We start from the raw sequence: 16,543 nt of genomic DNA, 5'->3' as shown, positions 1-16,543 counted from the left end.
AATATTAAAATAACTTATATTTCTAAAACTGAGGTTTTCCGTAAAATTTAAGAATCTTATTTCTCGTTTTCCAACTTATTTTTAGATTCTGCCAAAGCTTTTTTCTCTTTGCCTGAAAGTTCGGGAAATTGCAGATCCATTTCTTCAAGTTTATCAATAATGATTTGAATCGCCGCAACTCTGGAAAACCATTTCTGGTCAGCCGGAATCACAAACCAAGGCGCAGAATCTGTGGAAGTTTCTTGGATTGCCTGCTCGTAAGCCTTCTGATAATCATCCCAAAAGCCTCTTTCTGTAAGATCGCCTTCCGCAAATTTCCAGTTTTTATCTTCTTCATTGATTCTGTCCAAAAATCTTTCCTTCTGCTCCTCTTTGGAAACATTCAGAAATATTTTGATGATCTTGGTTCCATTATTCGCTAAATGCTTTTCAAAATTCCGGATGCTTTCATATCTGTTTTCCCAGAATTGATCATCAAATTGTTTCACATCCGTCCAGGTTTTTTCGCTGAGGTTATATTCCGGATGTACTTTGCAAACCAAAACACTCTCGTAATGTGAACGGTTGAAAATCCCAATTTTTCCTTTCGCAGGAAGCGCTAAGTAATGTCGCCAGATAAAATCGTGTGAATATTCCTTCGTGCTGGGACTTTTGAAGCTCGTGACTTCGCAGCCTTGTGGATTCACACCACCGAAAACGTGTTCTATCAAACTGTCTTTTCCTGCAGCATCCATCGCCTGGAGCACAATTAGTAAAGACTGACTTCCATCGGCATAGAGCTTTTCCTGCAGCAAACGCAGTTTCTCTTTTTCGATTTCCAGAAGCTGCTTTGCCTCATCCTTGTTGATCTTTCCGCTATATTTTGTATCCTGTTTTTTGATGTCGAATTTCGAGTTTTCTTTAATCAAAAAATCATCTGAGAAGTTGTAATTCATTATCGTTGATTTGTGTAAAGATAAAAAAACCGCCTCGTTATAAGACGAGACGGTTTATAAATTTTTGAGATTTACTATTTACTTAGCAGCCTCTACTTTTCTAACTTCTTTTTTTACTGCTCTTTTAGCTGTTGCAGGTACTGCTTTTGCTGTAGCTACAGGAGCAACAGTTAGGTTAGCTTCTTGTGCAACAGGTGCTCCAGCAACATCTTCTACATTACCTTTGATGTAAAGAACAGATCTGTTGTTTGCCGGATCATTAGAATATACTTCAATCAATTTGTTGAAAGGTCCTTTAATTCCGGTATTGTATCCAACTTTGATCTGAGCCGTTTTTCCTGGTAAGACTGGATCTTTGCTCCATTCTGGAGTAGTACATCCGCAAGAAGGTTTTACTTCGCTGATAATAAGCGGTTTATCACCTGTATTTTTAACTGTAAAGAATCTGTGGCCATCTGCCCCAGCTTTTACATTTCCATAGTCGAAAGTTGTTTTGTCAAATGAGATTGTTTGAGCAGATGCAAAAGCCAAAGCTCCTGTCATAAATAATCCTGCAAGAATCTTTTTCATATTTTTTTTGTTTTAATTAAATTTTAAAGAACAAAGTTATAAATAATTTGAATATGTGATGTTAATTTTTTCACATTATCTTATTTTTGCAACTTATAAGCCAAAAATAACTTACGACATGCAGATCGCCGACAAATATAGTCCACAGGAAACTGAACAAAAATGGTATGACTTCTGGTTGGAAAACAAATATTTCCACTCAACACCAGACGACAGACCGCCTTACACGATTGTAATTCCGCCGCCAAATGTGACCGGAATCCTTCATATGGGACATATGTTAAACAATACGATTCAGGACGTTTTGGTCAGAAGAGCGAGAATGCAGGGTTTCAATGCTTGTTGGGTTCCTGGAACGGATCACGCATCTATCGCAACCGAAGCAAAAGTTGTAGCGAAATTAAAGTCTGAAGGCATCAGCAAAAAAGATATCACCAGAGAAGAATTCCTAAAACACGCCTGGGAATGGAAAGAAAAATATGGCGGGACGATTCTAGAACAATTGAAAAAACTAGGTTGTTCTTGCGATTGGGACAGAACGAGATTCACGATGGAGGAGAATCTTTCCAAATCTGTGATCAAAGTTTTTGTTGATCTTTATAATAAAGGATTGATCTACCGAGGTTACAAAGTGGTAAACTGGGATCCGGAAGCTCAAACCAATATTTCTGATGAAGAAGTGATCTTCAAGGAACAAAACGGAAAACTTTATTATTTAAAATATAAAATCGAAGGAACAGAAGGTTTCTTAACTGTTGCGACAACGCGTCCTGAAACCATTTTTGGCGATGTTGCCGTTTGTGTGAATCCAAATGACGAGAGATATGCTCATTTGAAAGGCAGAAATGTGATTGTTCCAATCGTTGGTAGAGTAGTTCCTATCATCGAGGACGATTATGTTGATATTGAATTCGGGACTGGAGCTCTAAAAATTACGCCGGCTCACGATATTAATGACTACGAAATTGGACAAAGACACGGCTTACCAATTATCGATTCTATGGATAATGATGCGGTTCTGAACGAACACGGAATGCATTACCAAGGTCAGGGAAGATTTACCGTTAGAAAAGAAATTGCCAAAGAATTAGAGAAAAACGACCTTCTTCTGAAAGCGGAAGATTACGTAAATAAAGTTGGAACATCTGAAAGAACTGGCGCCGTAATCGAGCCGAAAATTTCGGTTCAGTGGTTCCTGAAAATGTCCGAAATGGCAAAACCAGCTTTGGATGTTGTGATGGATGATAAGATCAAATTCCATCCTGAGAAATTCAAAAATACTTATCGCCATTGGATGGAGAATGTTCACGATTGGAATATTTCTAGACAACTTTGGTGGGGACAGCAGATTCCGGCATTCTACTATGGAACGGGCGAAAATGAATTTGTGGTAGCCGAAAATATCGAAGATGCTGTAAAATTAGCGCAGGAAAAAACGTCCAACTCCCAACTTCAAGCTTCTGATTTAAGACAAGACGAAGATGCGCTAGATACTTGGTTCTCCTCTTGGTTGTGGCCGATGTCGGTTTTCGAAGGGATTTTGGATCCGGAAAATAAGGACATCAATTATTATTATCCAACGGCAGATTTGGTTACCGGTCCGGATATTATCTTCTTCTGGGTTGCCAGAATGATTATGGCTGGATTGGAATATAGACAAGAAGTACCTTTTAAAAACGTTTATTTCACAGGAATTGTAAGAGATAAGCAAAGACGAAAAATGTCCAAGCAATTAGGAAACTCACCAGATCCAATTGATTTGATCGAGAAATATGGTGCAGACGGCGTTCGTGTGGGAAGTTTGTTGAGTTCCGCTGCAGGAAATGATCTTTTGTTTGATGAAGATCTGATGTTGCAAGGGAGAAATTTCGCTACCAAAATTTGGAATGCATACAAACTGATCCAAGGTTGGAAACGCGACGAATCTATCAAAGCGCAAAACCACGACCTTCAAACCATTGAATGGTTCGGTGAACAACTGAATAAAACGATTGGCGAAATCGAAGATCAGTTCTCGAAATTCAGGATTTCAGACGGATTGCATTTGGTTTACAAACTGATATGGGACGATTTCTGTTCTTGGTATTTGGAAGCCGTAAAACCGAATTTCGGGGAAGCAATCAGCGAAGATGTTTATCAAAAAACAATTGGTTATTTTGAAGAATTGATGAAATTGTTGCATCCATTTATGCCTTTCTTGTCAGAAGAACTTTGGCAGTCGATTTCGGACAGAAAGATTGATGAAGCTTTAATCATCACGCAACAGAAAAAATCTGAAAGTTACAACGAGCAGACCATCAAAGATTTTGATTTTGCTAAAGAAGTGATCTCCGGCGTTAGAAATTACCGTCAGTCCAAAGGGATTTCGCCAAGAGAATCAGTTGAGGTTTTTACAAATGCGACAGAACTTAAGGATGCTGAGGTTGTTCAGAAATTATCAAATATTTCAGAAATAAATTTCGCTCAGAAAACGGATAAGCCAAGTTTCACATTCTTAGTTGGTTCCAATGAGTTCTCAATACCATTAAGCGAAAATCTTGACCTTGGTGAAGAAAAAATCAAAACTGAAGAAGAAATTAAATATCTGAAAGGCTTCTTAATTTCTGTTGATAAAAAGCTTTCAAATGAAAAATTTGTGGCTAATGCAAAACCAGAAGTTGTAGAAATCGAACGTAAAAAACAGAAAGACGCTCAGGACAAAATTGTCCTTTTAGAAGAAAAATTGAAAAGTCTTTAATCAAATTAAAAGATTTAACATCATCAAAACTTCGGACTTCAGGCTTCTGACTTCCGACCAAAGATTATGACACACATCGAAAACATCAAAAAACTATTCTCCAAAAACTTTGTAGAAAACCCACTTTTGGAAACGTATGAGGCTGGAGAGATTCACATTTCTTCAGGTTTCATCGTAGCCAGTGATCCTTTGATTTCGCCCGATCATTCAGCTTTCACGCAGGAATTTCCCAAAGGTAATTTTCCGGTTCATGTTTATAAGGAAACAGAATCCAATTGCGTGGCTTACGCAGAGATTGTTTTTGATAAAAATAAAATCGCTGAAAACTGGAAATTAGCTTTGTCCGATGGTCAGAGTCTGAAAGATTTGAAGGGCGAAGAAATCTACGGTTATCTTGTAGAATCCGGAATGGGAAGTTTTATGGACAGAGATGCTCAGAACGCTTTGAATCAGCTGGAAAAAGATATTTTTGACCAAAAAGGAGAACTTTTTCAGGGGATTTATGATGAGTTTTTCCACCGCCACTTTTTTGACGATAATGGCGCAATAGATCAGTTTGCAATATTGAAACCTTGTGATGATAAAAAGGAAAATATAGCCGCTTTCGAAACTGGATATGGCGAAGGATTTTATGCAACGTATATCGGTTATTCAGATGATAATCAAGTGGTTAAATTAATTTCTGAATTTATAGAAATTGGTATGGATTAAATTATTACTTTAGCCTCTACCGAAATCGAAATCATCGATTTCATTTGACTTTTGAAAACAATGAACGTCAGCAAATGAAACTGAGTAATACAAAACCGCAAATCGTAGTTGTAGGAAGTTCTTCCATAGATTTGATCCTGAAAACTACTGTAATTCCTACCGCAAACAAAACCGTTCTTGCCAGAAATTTATCGAGTTATCTGGGTGGGAAAGGCGCCAATCAGGCGATTGCAACTTCCCGTTTGGGTGCGCATACATCTCTTGTAAGCTGTGTTGGAATGGATCCTTATGGACAGCAGGTTTTGCGGAATTTGGATGACGAAGAAGTGAATGTGGCTTACGTTTTCGAAGATGAGGAAGAAGCTACTGGAACGGCTTATGTGACAGCGTCGGACGAAGGAAACTCTATTGTTGTAGTTCCTGCAGCCAATTATAATTTATCTTCATCCAATATTGATGAAGCTGAAAAATACCTGGCAGCTGCAGATCTGATTTTGACGCAGATGGAAATTCCTTCCAAAACGGTGGAATATCTTTTCCAAAAAGCCAAAAGACTAAATAAAAAAATCGGAATCTACGCAGCGCCTGCAAGCAGACTTTCTCAAGAAGTTATAGATTACGCCACTTTTATTGTTGCCAAAAGTACAGACCTGGAAATCATTTTTGGAGAAGGTAATCATGAAGATATTATGAAACATCTTCCTAATAAACTATTCGTGAGAGACGGCGCCAACAGCACCAGTTATTTTGATGGTTCAGAGATGAAATATTTCCGTAAAAATCCAAGCACAGAAGCGCACAGTATGGGATTGGGCGATGCTTTTACTTCGGGATTTTCTATTGCTCTTCTTCACGGAAATTCTACCGAAGATTGTGTGAAATTTGGAAACGAAGTGGCGTTGAAGGCAGCCGATTACAGAGGTTCTCAAAAAGGTCTTCCTTATCTCAACGAGATGAAAGAATTAATATCTCTTGCATATTAAAAGCTAAAAATACCCGGTCAAAATTTTCTACTTTTACTGAAATCTAACCGCTTTTCATGAAAAGTACCGATGTTTTGACAAGTGACAATTACACTTTGTCTGTCCATCTTTTTGAACCACAAAATCCCAACGATAAATTATTATTGATCAATTCGGCGACGGGTGTTAAGCAGCAGATTTATTTTTCGTTTGCGCAGTTTTTTGCCGAGCAGGGTTTCACTGTCATCACTTATGACTATCGTGGAATTGGGCTTTCGAAACCGAAAAAGATGAAAGGCTTCCAGGCTTCGATGAGAATTTGGGGAACTGTGGATTACAGAGCAATTACAAATTATATTATAATAAATTTTCCTGATTATCGGAAATTCTGTCTCGGACATTCGCTTGGTGCACTGATTTTGGGAATGAATGCAGATTCGAAAATGTTTGAAGAACTTGTTTTCGTAGGAACTCAGAATGCTTTTGTGGGAAATTTAAAGTTTAAAACAAAAATCGAAGCCTATCTTGGCTTTGGAATTGCACAGCCGTTGTCGACGAAAATTTTAGGTTATTTCCCTGGAAATTGGTTTGGTTTGGGCGAGAGTTTACCCGCTGGAAGCGCTTTCGATTGGCAGACACTTATTCTTAATAGAAAATCGACCAACAAGTTGTTAGAAAAGGTGAAGGATTATTCGAAAGACCTGACTCAAAAGGTTTTTGTCATCAGAGCAGAAGACGATGCCTGGCTCACAGAAAAAGGTGTGCGATCGCTTTTGGAAGGCACTTACCCGAATATGAAACCAACTTACCGGTTAATAAAAACGTCCGAATCCGAAAAGAACGAAATAGGACACATCAACTTTTTCCGAAGCTACAACAGGAAACTTTGGAATATTATTCTTGAGGAGTTGGAAATTGGAGGTCGGAAGTCAGAAGATTAAAAAGGTGAAAATGATTTCTTTCTTGATGAATGAAACGTCCTTGCGAATCTTAAAATATTATCAATTTAAATAAAAAAATCAGTGCGCAGTTTGCGTTTAAAAAAGTAATATGGAATTAATTAACAAAACTATAGAATTAGTAAAACAAAAATTAGAGGGCACAGAATCCGGTCACGACTGGTTTCATATAGAACGTGTTTGGAAACTTAGTTTAAAAATTCAGGAAAAAGAAGGCGGAGACAAATTAATCATCGAATTAGCAGCACTTTTGCATGACATCGCAGACCCAAAATTCCACAACGGCGACGAAACTTTGGCAACGAAAATCGTCACCGAATTTCTGACCGAACAAAACGTCGATTCAGCAATTATACAAAAGGTCATTTTCATCATAGAAAATATGTCCTTCAAAAACAGAAACGACGCGCCGAAAGATCTGCCTTTGGAACTGAAAATAGTTCAGGACGCAGACCGTTTGGATGCCATTGGTGCGATCGGAATTGCTAGAACTTTCAACTTTGGCGGCTACAAAAACAATCTGATGTACCATCCGGACATCGAACCAAAATTGGCGCAATCCAAAGAAGATTATAAAAAGTCCAATGGAACAACAATCAATCATTTTTATGAAAAATTGCTGCTGTTAAAAGATCTTTTGAACACCAAAACAGCCAAAGAAATCGCCGAACACAGACATCAGTTTATGCTTCAGTTTCTCGATGAATTCTACAAAGAATGGAATGTCACTTTTTAATTAAAGAGAAACCATTATCTTTGTTTCAATGATAATCATTCTAATCCTCATTTTTCTCATTATTGCATTGTTTCTTTCGGCTGCCCGAGGAGAAAAATGGAATTTTTGGAACAAAGTCGCTCGGACAATTATTACCATTTCTGCCGCTGCCTATTTCACATTTTGGTTTGTGGAGAGGAGCGTTTCTCAGTTTTTGGAGAACTCTCTGGCGGTACAGGTTATCAATTATCTGCCACAGCCGATAGATTTTTACATCATCAGAATTCAGGATCAGGTTCCTGATGATCAGAAATTCAGTTCCAAACACGTTGGTCAGATCCGCCCGGAATATTTCCGGATCGAGTATCTCAATATGCAGAAATCCGATGAGTTTTGGGTTGTCGGTTATATTGGAAAAGGAAATTTGGTATATTTTTCACAAGTTGCAGTTCCAAACAAAAATGAGGACAAAATCATCGAAGTTCGAAATTACATCAACCACAGCCAGAAATTGTCCGCAATTGCATCCCAAAAAGTTGAAGATCTGAAATATGAAAACATCAAACTCAGCATTTGGGTCACCTTAGATTTGCTGTTGATATTCCTCAACGCCGTTTTACTTTTCAGAAGCAACAAGAAAAAGTAAAATTATTTGGGGCAGCTTTTCCGCCTTCCACTCCCTCCCGATTTTACATCGGGATCCGTTCAAGTCGGGCTGCGATGATGGCCCAGTTTCGAAACGTATCTGACAATTCAAAAGTCTGAGCCATAATTTCATATTTATAGATTTTAAGTGGAACTGAATCACAACATTTTACAAATCTCCGATTTCATTATTTATAAAATTTAATACCTGAATTTATAAAAAGTATAAAATCAGGTTTTCGGTTGATGAGCAACTTTGTACATTTAGCAATTCAAAAAAGTGGTACAATTACTGCAGCCTAATTAGACAAAAAATATTTCAAAATGAATCTATCAAACCATATAAATTCAGCACAGAAAACTTTCCTGGAATGGAAAAAAGTACCGTTCACAGAAAGACAAACTTTACTTCTGAAACTTGCTGACGTTCTGGAAAAAGACAAAGAAAAATTCGCAAAACTCATCACCACAGAAATGCACAAACCGATTTCGCAGTCCATTGCAGAAATCGAAAAAAGTGCGGGAATGATAAGATATTATGCAAAAGCAGAAAACGTTCTTAAACCAGAAAAAATCAAAACAGAATTCGATGTTTCTGAAGTTCATTACGATGCATTGGGAATTATTCTAGGCGTGATGCCTTGGAATTTCCCGTTCTGGCAAGTTCTAAGATTTGCAGTTCCCGCGATTTTGGCAGGAAATGTAATCTTGCTGAAACACGCTTCCATCTGCTTCGAAAGCGGCGATGCAGTACAAAAAGTTTTCAAAGATGCAGGTTTCCCAGAATACATTTTCCAAAATCTGAGAATCGGTCACGAAGAAATCAAAGAGATTCTGGAAAATCCATATGTAAGAGGTGTAAGCTTGACTGGAAGCGAAAAAGCAGGTGCAAACGTGGCGGCACTTGCTGGGAAAAATATCAAAAAATCTGTTCTGGAATTGGGCGGAAGTGATGCTTACATCGTTTTGGACGATGCAGATGTAGAAAAAGCAGCAACAGAAGCACCAAGCGGAAAACTTCAAAATACAGGTCAGGTTTGTAATGCGGCAAAACGATTCATCGTGCATCAAAAAGTGGAGAAAGATTTCGTTCCGAAATTCGTAGCGGAATTTAATTCTTATCAGCCGGCGGATCCTTTCAAAATGGAGACTAAGCTGAGCAAAATGGCAAGACCGGATTTGGCGGACGAACTGGAAAGTCAGTATAAAAAAGCGTTGAGAAATGGGGCAGAAGTGGTTTTGGCCTTGGAACGTATTTCGGAAAGTGAGTTTCGTCCCGGAATCATCTTGGTGAAAGAAGGCAATCCGATTTTGCAGGAAGAGTTATTCGGGCCTTTGGCAATGCTGATGGTTGGGAAAGATGATGAGGAGATTCTGAAACTGGCGAATGACATTCCGTTTGGATTGGGAAATTCGGTTTGGACGAAAGATAAGAAACGTGCCCAGTTCTTTATAGAAAACCTTGAATCTGGAACGGTTTCTATCAACAAATCTACAAGTTCTGACGCAAGACTTCCTTTTGGCGGTGCAAAATCCTCTGGTTACGGCGTTGAGTTGTCTTTGCACGCCATCAAGGAATTTACGCAAATCAAAACGGTGGTCGGGAATATTTAAATACTAAGTAGAAAGCGCTTCGACTCCGCTCGGCGTGTCAACTATAAGAAAACCCTTTCAAACATTAATTTGAAAGGGTTTTTGTTTTATTTGAATGACAAATCTTGTTTTGAAGACCAATCCCATAGCCCCGATAGTAGCGGCATCCTTTTTTGTCTTTCCGAAAATTTCTATTTGATGACAAATCGTCAAGGACAAAAAAGATATAGCGGATAGCGGGATTAAGCTCCTAAAAAACTTAATTCATATTTGCTGAAAGCTGTGTCTGGCTTTTTAAGTTTGCGATAGAATCTGCTTTTGCTTTTTTCTCTGCTTCAACCTGTTGGATCACAACGTCTCTGTTTTCCTGCTCTTTCATAATGGTCGCAAGATGAGGTTCTATGATTTTGTTCATTTCGTCTTCGGAAATGTTGTTGGCTTCCGGAGAGTCTAGAAGTTTTTTCCACGGACGTCTTTTGCCCCACGGATAATCGCCGTAAACAATCAGCGGTGTTCCTTTGGCTCTGGTGCTCACGCCGCCTTTGTTCAAGACCCAAGTGTCTACCCAAGTGTACATCCATTTGGCGTCTTCCTCCAACATTCTGAGGCAGGAATGCGATGCAGGATAGCCCGGCATTGCGTACTGATGCCAGCCGATGCCGTCGAAATTGGCAACGTTGACGTTCCATCGCAGTTTCCACTCATCGCTGACGGTGGAGATAGCGACTTCTTTTTTCCAGTTGGCAAACATCAAACCTGTTTTGGTCTTGGTGGCTTTTTTGCCCATACTGGTTGGTCCCCATTTCACGATGTTTCCGTACTCATAAACGCCGTACGCCTGAATCGGGTAGGAGAAGAACACGAATTTTTTAACATTTTCCAAACTCGTTACGTGACCTGGAAATGGTGAATATATCAGGAAGTCATCCTCAATTTTTGCGGGAACTACCAATGTGTCGGCGGCACCGATGTTGGCTCTGTCCAAGCGATTGAGCGCAAGGATGGTGTAGAGTGCTTTGCCTGTAAATTCTTTTTTGTTTTTTTGAGAAACTGAATCGGTGTTTTTGTAAACCCAAGGGAAAAATCCGAAATCTTTTCTTGGAATCACAACGTCCGGAACTTTTGGTTTTTCGTCTTCTTTTTTCTCTTCCTCTTTTTTGTCATCGGAACCCAAAATGTCCGTGATGGGATTGTCTTTTTTCTCGGAAGGCACATTTTCGTCCTTTTTACATTGAACCAAAATTAAGCTCGAGGCAATAAATAAAGGAAGTAAGTTTTTAATTTTCATAGGATTCTTAGTGTTTTTTTTCAGCCTGAATATAAACAAAAAGAGTACCATTTGGGAATTAAAATGAGTATTGAATTATAATTGATGAAAGTTTAATTATAATCATCAATAATCATTTATGCTTTATCAATTATGTTTTTGATGATTTGTTTAGCGTGGATTCTGGAATTCTCGATAAACCAAAGATGCGTATCTTTCCCACCGCAAACGACGCCTGCGAGATAAATTCCTTCGATATTGCTTTCCATTGTATTTGGGTTGTAACTCGGATTAAGACAATCGTTTTGTAAATCGATACCGATGTTTTGGAGGAAATTAAAATCGGGCAGATAGCCTGTCATTGCGAGCACGAAGTCATTTTCGATTTCTTTGATTTCGCCAGTTTCTGTTTTGAAGATGACGGAATGTTCTTTCACTTCCAAGAGTTCAGCGCCGAAAAAAGCTTTGATGCTGCCTTCTTTGATTCGGTTTTCAATGTCTGGTTTGACCCAATATTTGACGCTTTTTGAGATTTCATTTTTACGGACAATCATCGTGACGTTTCCGCCTTTTCTGTAGATTTCCAAAGCGGCATCAACGGATGAATTGCTCGATCCAATAACCACAACATTTTGAAAAGCGTAAGGATAAGGTTCTGTGTAGTAATGTTTAACCTTAGGCAAATCTTCGCCCGGAATGTCCATCATATTTGGAATATCATAGAAACCTGTGGCGATGATGACATTTTTAGCAAAGTAAATGTGTTTACTCGTCTCGACCTGGAAAAAAGTTGATTTCTCAATATTCAGAACTTTCTCATACGGTCTGATATTAAGTTCTTTTTGACGTGCAATACCTTGGTAATATTCAAGGGCGTCTTGTCTGCCGGGTTTTGGTTTGGTGGTGATAAACGGAATTTCGTCGATTTCCAAACGATCCGCCGTCGAGAAAAATGTCATATACAAAGGATAGTTGTAAAGGCTGTTCGCAACTGTTCCTTTCTCTATAATGATATATTTTAAATTATTTTTTTTGGCTTCCAGTGCGCTTGCCAAACCAATCGGACCGCCGCCGACAATAAGAACATCGTATAATTCCATACCCAAATTTACGAAGATTAAATTTTGATTGTATATTTATGGCAATTATTTTGATAAAATTCAATTATGAAAATCAATGCCTTTTTATTGTCGTTAATTCTGATTGGCTGTAATAAAGTCGATCCGAATCAAGCTATTATTTCAAAAACAAAAACAGAACTTCCATCTGAAAAAGCAGATTCGGAAGAGAAAACGATTATGAATCTTAATAAAGAAATCGTTGAGCTTCTGAAAAATAAGGATTACGCGAAGCTTTCGAAGTATATTCATTCAGAAAAAGGAATTCACTTTTCGATGTACAGTTTTGTTTCCGACAAGGATAAAAGTTTCTCAAAAACCGATTTCGAAAATTATGTTGATTCTGATGAGAAATTTACTTTTGGTCACAAAGATGGTTCCGGCGCAATTTACATTGTGTCAATAAAAGATTATTTAGAAGATTGGGTTTTCAAAAAAGATTTCAGCAAATCAAAAATCAACTACAATAATTTTGAAGGTAAAGGAAATAGCCTGAATAATGTCAAAGAAAAATATCCCGACGCGGTAACTGTTGAAAATTACCTGGCCGGGACAGTAGAATATTCTTATATGGATTGGAATAGTCTGATTTTGGTTTTCGAAAAAGTTGATAATCAGTACTATTTGGTTTCGATTTGTAATAACCAATGGACAGTCTAAAACTCTGCGTCTTCCCAATTTGTAAAATCTTGGGACATTTTGGATAACCGTTTGTTTTCAATTCTCAATTCTTCCATTTGATTCAAAAGTTTATAAATGATTTCGATTCCCGGAAGATTGATTTCCAAATCGTAATGCCAGTTTGTAAACCGTTCCAAATGCGGTAATTCTTCATAAATAATATATTGAATGCTGTTTTCCGTTTCCGGATGCAGCAATTCAGATGCTATCAGTTCATTCAGGAACTGGTCGTCAATTTTATAGATTTGGATGACTTCTTTGATGGAAATTCTTTCGCTCATCATTAGGAATTTTGAAGTTGTTGGAATAGTTCTTTTTGCTTGTCAGTCAGGTTTGTCGGGATTTTTACATTGTAAGTCACATACAAATCTCCGTGCTCACCTTCTTTTTTGTAGACAGGAAATCCCTTGCCTTTGAGTCTTACCGTAGTTCCGTTCTGCGTTTCCGGCTTCACCTTCAGTTTTACAGAACCGTCAAGTGTTTCAATGTTTGCATCGCCACCCAGAATCGCAGTGTAAAGATCGATATCTACAGAAGTTCTAAGGTTGTCGCCATCGCGCTTGAAATCTTTATCTTCAGAAATATTAAATGTGATATACAAGTCGCCATTCGGTCCACCGTTCATTCCGGGATTTCCGTGTCCTTTCAGTTTGATTTGCTGTCCATCATAAACACCGGCAGGAATTGTAATTCGTACCTTTTTTCCATTGATGTCAAATGTCTGTTGATGCGTTTTTGCAGCGTCTCTCAGGTTAAGATTTAATTCCGCAGAAACATCCTGACCTTTGAATTTCCCGCTCGCACTACCTCTGGAACTTCGTCCGAAACCGCCGCCATTTCCGCCAAACATCGATTGGAAAAAGTCAGAAAAATCTTCGCCTTCACCAAAATCAGCTCCCGAAAATCTGCCGCCCGGATTGCCTTGATATTGCTGTCTTTGCTGCTGCTGTGCGCGCTCATATTCCTCGCCGTGTTTCCAGTTTTCGCCGTATTTATCGTATTTCGCACGGTTTTCCGCATTGCTCAGAACTTCATTCGCCTCATTTAGTTCCTTGAATTTTTTCTCCGCCTCCTTATCATTCGGATTCATATCCGGATGGTACTTTCTGGCAAGTTTCCGGTAAGCTTTTTTGATCTCGTCTGCAGATGCCGTTTTGCTTATTTCCAGCGTTTTATAATAGTCTATAAATGCCATATTATCAGTGGGTTTACTTCAAATTTTTATAGTTCTAAGTTACTTATTTTATCATCAAAAAACAAACTCATAACCTTGATTTTTAGGAGCATCACGATTCTACTTCTTATCCGGTTTCCAACCCGCTGTCCACTATATCTTTTTTGTCATTGCGAATGGCGGGAAGCAAAATTTTTGACACTTTTTCCGCAATGCCAAAAAAGGATGCCGTTCCCATCGGGGCTATGTTGAGGTTTTGTAACTTCTTTTCAGCGGACGCTTTTTTATTTTTTGATTTGTTTCTTATTTCTGTTCAACCCAAATCAGCGTCGAAGTGTCGTAGCCAACAGATTTTGCTTTTTCGAGAAAACGCGTTTTGATGTCTTCCGGAATAGTTTTCTCGCGGGAAAGAATCCAAAGATATTCAAGATTTTTCCCTGCAACCAAAGCATATTTGTAATTGTCATCCAGATCGATCACGTTGTAGCCGGACCAAAACGGTTTGAAGAAAGATACTTTTAATCTCGCTTCATTTTCTGCATTGACGAATTTTGCCTCGCCAGTACTTTGTTTCCATTCTTTTTTCACGTAGTCGTAACCGCGGTTTTCCACCTTGATAGTTCCATCCGGATTTTTGGAATAGGTGGCTGTCACCTGATTCATATTTTTTTCAAACTTGTAATCGAATCTTGCAATTTCGTACCATTTTCCAAGATATTTCTCCGATTCAAAATTCTGAATCGCAGTGGCTTTTTCCGGGATTCCCGCTGAGCAGGAATTAAATATTATTAAACCTAAAATTCCCAAAGTAACAGGAACAGCTATTTTTACAAATGATTTTTTCATATTGGAATATTTTGATAATCACACCATTCAAAAATAATTCCATAGCAAATCAACAATTTTGGATTGCAAAATCAAATTGGCAACAAATTCAATTATTTGTTAAGAAATTTAATTATTTTTACCGAAATAAAAGTTATAAAAATAATTATCAATGAAAATAAAATTACTTTCTATATTTTCTTTTGTCCTTTTCAATCAGATTTCGGCACAATCTGAGAAATTCTATGCCACCACCGATGCAAAAAATGCTTTAGAATTAAAATCGAAAATGCCGGATGAAGTTGAGATAATTGGCTCTAATGACAAGGAATCTGTGGTTTTTCTTTCACCAAAAGCCGCCGAATTTCTTCACCACAACGTTATCACGCACGGCCCTGGCTACATCTACAAATCTTCCGAACAGGAAGCCTTAAAGGCAATTAATCAAACCAAAAAATCCAGCAAGGTTTTGGCTTTTACCATTGATCAGGATGCTTTGGTGGCATCTGCGATTTCAAAAGTGAATGCAGATAATATCAAAGCTCACATTTCGGTAATGGAAGCTTACGGAACCAGAAGACATAACACAACTCAGGCGCAAACTTCCGTCCAAGATCTGAAAACGAAATGGGAAAGTCTGATCGCTGCAACAGGCAGAACAGATCTTTCTGTCCGCATTGTGAATCACGTCGGAACGCCGATGCCTTCTTTGGTTTTTACAATCAATGGAAATGCTGCTCCCAGCGAATATATCATTGTTGGCGGTCATATGGATTCTATTTCCAACACGGCTGTTGCGCCGGGTGCGGATGATGATGCTTCCGGAATTGCGACAATCACGGAAATGATCCGTGTGCTTCTGAATATCAATTATAAACCTGCCAGAACCGTTGAATTTATGGCGTATGCTGCAGAAGAAATTGGTTTGGTTGGATCGTCGGAGATTGCAAAAAACTACTCACTTAACGGTAAGAATGTCATTTCTTACGTTCAGTTTGATATGACCAATTATAAAGGTTCGAATCGCGATGTTTACATTTCAACCGACTCTTACAACAGCAATGATCTCAATCTTTTCTTAATCGAATTGATGGAGCATTACAACAAAACGGGAAGTCACGTTTTCACTTACGGTAATACGATCTGTAATTATGGCTGTTCCGACCATTTCAGCTGGGCTCAAAATGGTTACGATGCTGCTTTTCCTTTTGAAGCTTCTTTTTCGCAATCCAATCCTTACATTCATTCTTCCAATGATACTTTGTCCCGAAGTGGAAATTCGGCAACGCACGCTGCAAAATTTGCAAAACTCGGTTTGGAATTCATTATCGAAACGGCGAAAGGTTCTGTTTTAGCAACTTCAGAAACTTCAAATCAATCGGTAGAAATCTATGTAAAAAATAAATCTCTGAACTATCAATTAGGAAAAGAAGTGATTGAGAACCTGACGATCATCGATACAAGCGGAAGACAATTGTTGGAGTCGAAAAATATTTTGTCTATTGGGAAATTAGATCTTAACAAATTGAATAACGGATTTTATCTTGCCGTTTTCAAGACCAAATCCGGAAAAGTAATTACGAAGAAATTTATTCTGGAATAATTTATTTCTGATTATATAAAAAAGCGAGAACAGAATAATCCATTCTCG

16 protein-coding genes are annotated in these 16,543 nt (G+C 38.3%); 9 read left to right on the top strand and 7 right to left on the bottom strand.

Going from position 1 to position 16,543, the window contains the following annotated elements; all coding sequences use genetic code 11:
* Positions 1-56: 56 nt before the first annotated feature.
* A complete protein-coding gene (locus LUD75_RS02495; RefSeq protein WP_232704139.1) occupies positions 57-935 on the bottom strand; it encodes a polyphosphate kinase 2 family protein in 879 nt (292 codons plus the stop codon).
* A gap of 78 nt (positions 936-1,013) precedes the next feature.
* A complete protein-coding gene (locus LUD75_RS02490) occupies positions 1,014-1,505 on the bottom strand; it encodes a DUF1573 domain-containing protein (RefSeq protein WP_232704138.1) in 492 nt (163 codons plus the stop codon).
* Positions 1,506-1,623: 118 nt separating this feature from the next.
* Between LUD75_RS02490 and LUD75_RS02485 the strand changes: the two genes are divergently transcribed.
* The 7 genes from LUD75_RS02485 to LUD75_RS02455 all read left to right on the top strand — a co-directional run bounded on the left by LUD75_RS02485 (position 1,624) and on the right by LUD75_RS02455 (position 9,848).
* Positions 1,624-4,242: a valine--tRNA ligase gene (locus tag LUD75_RS02485; RefSeq protein WP_232704137.1), complete on the top strand. Its 2,619-nt coding sequence runs from the start codon at positions 1,624-1,626 to the stop codon at positions 4,240-4,242.
* A 66-nt stretch (positions 4,243-4,308) separates the two neighbouring features.
* Positions 4,309-4,953: a DUF4241 domain-containing protein gene (locus LUD75_RS02480; RefSeq protein WP_232704136.1), complete on the top strand. Its 645-nt coding sequence runs from the start codon at positions 4,309-4,311 to the stop codon at positions 4,951-4,953.
* Positions 4,954-5,027: 74 nt separating this feature from the next.
* Positions 5,028-5,936 (top strand): ribokinase, encoded by a 909-nt coding sequence (locus LUD75_RS02475; protein WP_232704135.1) that lies wholly within the window; start codon positions 5,028-5,030, stop codon positions 5,934-5,936.
* A gap of 56 nt (positions 5,937-5,992) precedes the next feature.
* On the top strand, positions 5,993-6,856 hold the full coding sequence (locus tag LUD75_RS02470) for an alpha/beta fold hydrolase (protein ID WP_232704134.1): 864 nt from the start codon (positions 5,993-5,995) through the stop codon (positions 6,854-6,856).
* Positions 6,857-6,965: 109 nt separating this feature from the next.
* A complete protein-coding gene (locus tag LUD75_RS02465) occupies positions 6,966-7,610 on the top strand; it encodes an HD domain-containing protein (RefSeq protein ID WP_232704133.1) in 645 nt (214 codons plus the stop codon).
* A 28-nt stretch (positions 7,611-7,638) separates the two neighbouring features.
* Positions 7,639-8,235, top strand: a complete 597-nt coding sequence (locus LUD75_RS02460) for a hypothetical protein (protein ID WP_232704132.1) — start codon at positions 7,639-7,641, stop codon at positions 8,233-8,235.
* A 323-nt stretch (positions 8,236-8,558) separates the two neighbouring features.
* Complete coding sequence (locus LUD75_RS02455; RefSeq protein ID WP_232704131.1) at positions 8,559-9,848, top strand: aldehyde dehydrogenase family protein; 1,290 nt, start codon at positions 8,559-8,561, stop codon at positions 9,846-9,848.
* A gap of 238 nt (positions 9,849-10,086) precedes the next feature.
* On the opposite strand, the gene LUD75_RS02450 is transcribed toward LUD75_RS02455, so the two are convergent.
* Entirely contained in the window at positions 10,087-11,115 is a 1,029-nt protein-coding gene (locus LUD75_RS02450; RefSeq protein ID WP_232704130.1) for a L,D-transpeptidase, read from the bottom strand.
* A gap of 116 nt (positions 11,116-11,231) precedes the next feature.
* Positions 11,232-12,194 carry a YpdA family putative bacillithiol disulfide reductase gene (locus LUD75_RS02445; RefSeq protein ID WP_232704129.1) on the bottom strand — a complete coding sequence of 321 codons (963 nt, stop codon included), beginning with the start codon at positions 12,192-12,194 and terminating at the stop codon, positions 11,232-11,234.
* Positions 12,195-12,260: 66 nt separating this feature from the next.
* Here LUD75_RS02445 and LUD75_RS02440 point away from each other — a divergent pair, with 66 nt between their 5' ends.
* Entirely contained in the window at positions 12,261-12,872 is a 612-nt protein-coding gene (locus LUD75_RS02440) for a hypothetical protein (RefSeq protein ID WP_232704128.1), read from the top strand.
* On the opposite strand, the gene LUD75_RS02435 is transcribed toward LUD75_RS02440, so the two are convergent.
* From LUD75_RS02435 to LUD75_RS02425, 3 genes are all read right to left on the bottom strand, one after another.
* On the bottom strand, positions 12,869-13,174 hold the full coding sequence (locus LUD75_RS02435) for a chaperone modulator CbpM (protein WP_232704127.1): 306 nt from the start codon (positions 13,172-13,174) through the stop codon (positions 12,869-12,871). The genes LUD75_RS02440 and LUD75_RS02435 overlap by 4 nt on opposite strands.
* 2 nt (positions 13,175-13,176) lie before the next feature.
* Positions 13,177-14,088: a DnaJ C-terminal domain-containing protein gene (locus LUD75_RS02430; protein WP_232704126.1), complete on the bottom strand. Its 912-nt coding sequence runs from the start codon at positions 14,086-14,088 to the stop codon at positions 13,177-13,179.
* Positions 14,089-14,370: 282 nt separating this feature from the next.
* Positions 14,371-14,913 carry a lipocalin family protein gene (locus LUD75_RS02425; RefSeq protein WP_232704125.1) on the bottom strand — a complete coding sequence of 181 codons (543 nt, stop codon included), beginning with the start codon at positions 14,911-14,913 and terminating at the stop codon, positions 14,371-14,373.
* A gap of 151 nt (positions 14,914-15,064) precedes the next feature.
* Between LUD75_RS02425 and LUD75_RS02420 the strand changes: the two genes are divergently transcribed.
* Positions 15,065-16,495 carry a M20/M25/M40 family metallo-hydrolase gene (locus LUD75_RS02420; RefSeq protein ID WP_232704124.1) on the top strand — a complete coding sequence of 477 codons (1,431 nt, stop codon included), beginning with the start codon at positions 15,065-15,067 and terminating at the stop codon, positions 16,493-16,495.
* The last annotated feature ends 48 nt before the right edge of the window (positions 16,496-16,543 follow it).

Origin of the sequence: Epilithonimonas sp. JDS (assembly GCF_021261315.1) — a bacterium.
GTDB lineage: Bacteria > Bacteroidota > Bacteroidia > Flavobacteriales > Weeksellaceae > Epilithonimonas.
Note: the sequence above shows the minus strand (reverse complement) of the source record. Positions and strands in the feature narration are given on the sequence as shown.

Excerpts from the sequence above, each read along its gene's own strand:
- LUD75_RS02495 (WP_232704139.1), bottom strand. The coding sequence starts at position 935 with ATGAATTACAACTTCTCAGATGATTTTTTGATTAAAGAAAACTCGAAA.
- LUD75_RS02490 (WP_232704138.1), bottom strand. The coding sequence starts at position 1,505 with ATGAAAAAGATTCTTGCAGGATTATTTATGACAGGAGCTTTGGCTTTT.
- LUD75_RS02485 (WP_232704137.1), top strand. The coding sequence starts at position 1,624 with ATGCAGATCGCCGACAAATATAGTCCACAGGAAACTGAACAAAAATGG.
- LUD75_RS02480 (WP_232704136.1), top strand. The coding sequence starts at position 4,309 with ATGACACACATCGAAAACATCAAAAAACTATTCTCCAAAAACTTTGTA.
- LUD75_RS02475 (WP_232704135.1), top strand. The coding sequence starts at position 5,028 with ATGAAACTGAGTAATACAAAACCGCAAATCGTAGTTGTAGGAAGTTCT.
- LUD75_RS02470 (WP_232704134.1), top strand. The coding sequence starts at position 5,993 with ATGAAAAGTACCGATGTTTTGACAAGTGACAATTACACTTTGTCTGTC.
- LUD75_RS02465 (WP_232704133.1), top strand. The coding sequence starts at position 6,966 with ATGGAATTAATTAACAAAACTATAGAATTAGTAAAACAAAAATTAGAG.
- LUD75_RS02460 (WP_232704132.1), top strand. The coding sequence starts at position 7,639 with ATGATAATCATTCTAATCCTCATTTTTCTCATTATTGCATTGTTTCTT.
- LUD75_RS02455 (WP_232704131.1), top strand. The coding sequence starts at position 8,559 with ATGAATCTATCAAACCATATAAATTCAGCACAGAAAACTTTCCTGGAA.
- LUD75_RS02450 (WP_232704130.1), bottom strand. The coding sequence starts at position 11,115 with ATGAAAATTAAAAACTTACTTCCTTTATTTATTGCCTCGAGCTTAATT.
- LUD75_RS02445 (WP_232704129.1), bottom strand. The coding sequence starts at position 12,194 with ATGGAATTATACGATGTTCTTATTGTCGGCGGCGGTCCGATTGGTTTG.
- LUD75_RS02440 (WP_232704128.1), top strand. The coding sequence starts at position 12,261 with ATGAAAATCAATGCCTTTTTATTGTCGTTAATTCTGATTGGCTGTAAT.
- LUD75_RS02435 (WP_232704127.1), bottom strand. The coding sequence starts at position 13,174 with ATGAGCGAAAGAATTTCCATCAAAGAAGTCATCCAAATCTATAAAATT.
- LUD75_RS02430 (WP_232704126.1), bottom strand. The coding sequence starts at position 14,088 with ATGGCATTTATAGACTATTATAAAACGCTGGAAATAAGCAAAACGGCA.
- LUD75_RS02425 (WP_232704125.1), bottom strand. The coding sequence starts at position 14,913 with ATGAAAAAATCATTTGTAAAAATAGCTGTTCCTGTTACTTTGGGAATT.
- LUD75_RS02420 (WP_232704124.1), top strand. The coding sequence starts at position 15,065 with ATGAAAATAAAATTACTTTCTATATTTTCTTTTGTCCTTTTCAATCAG.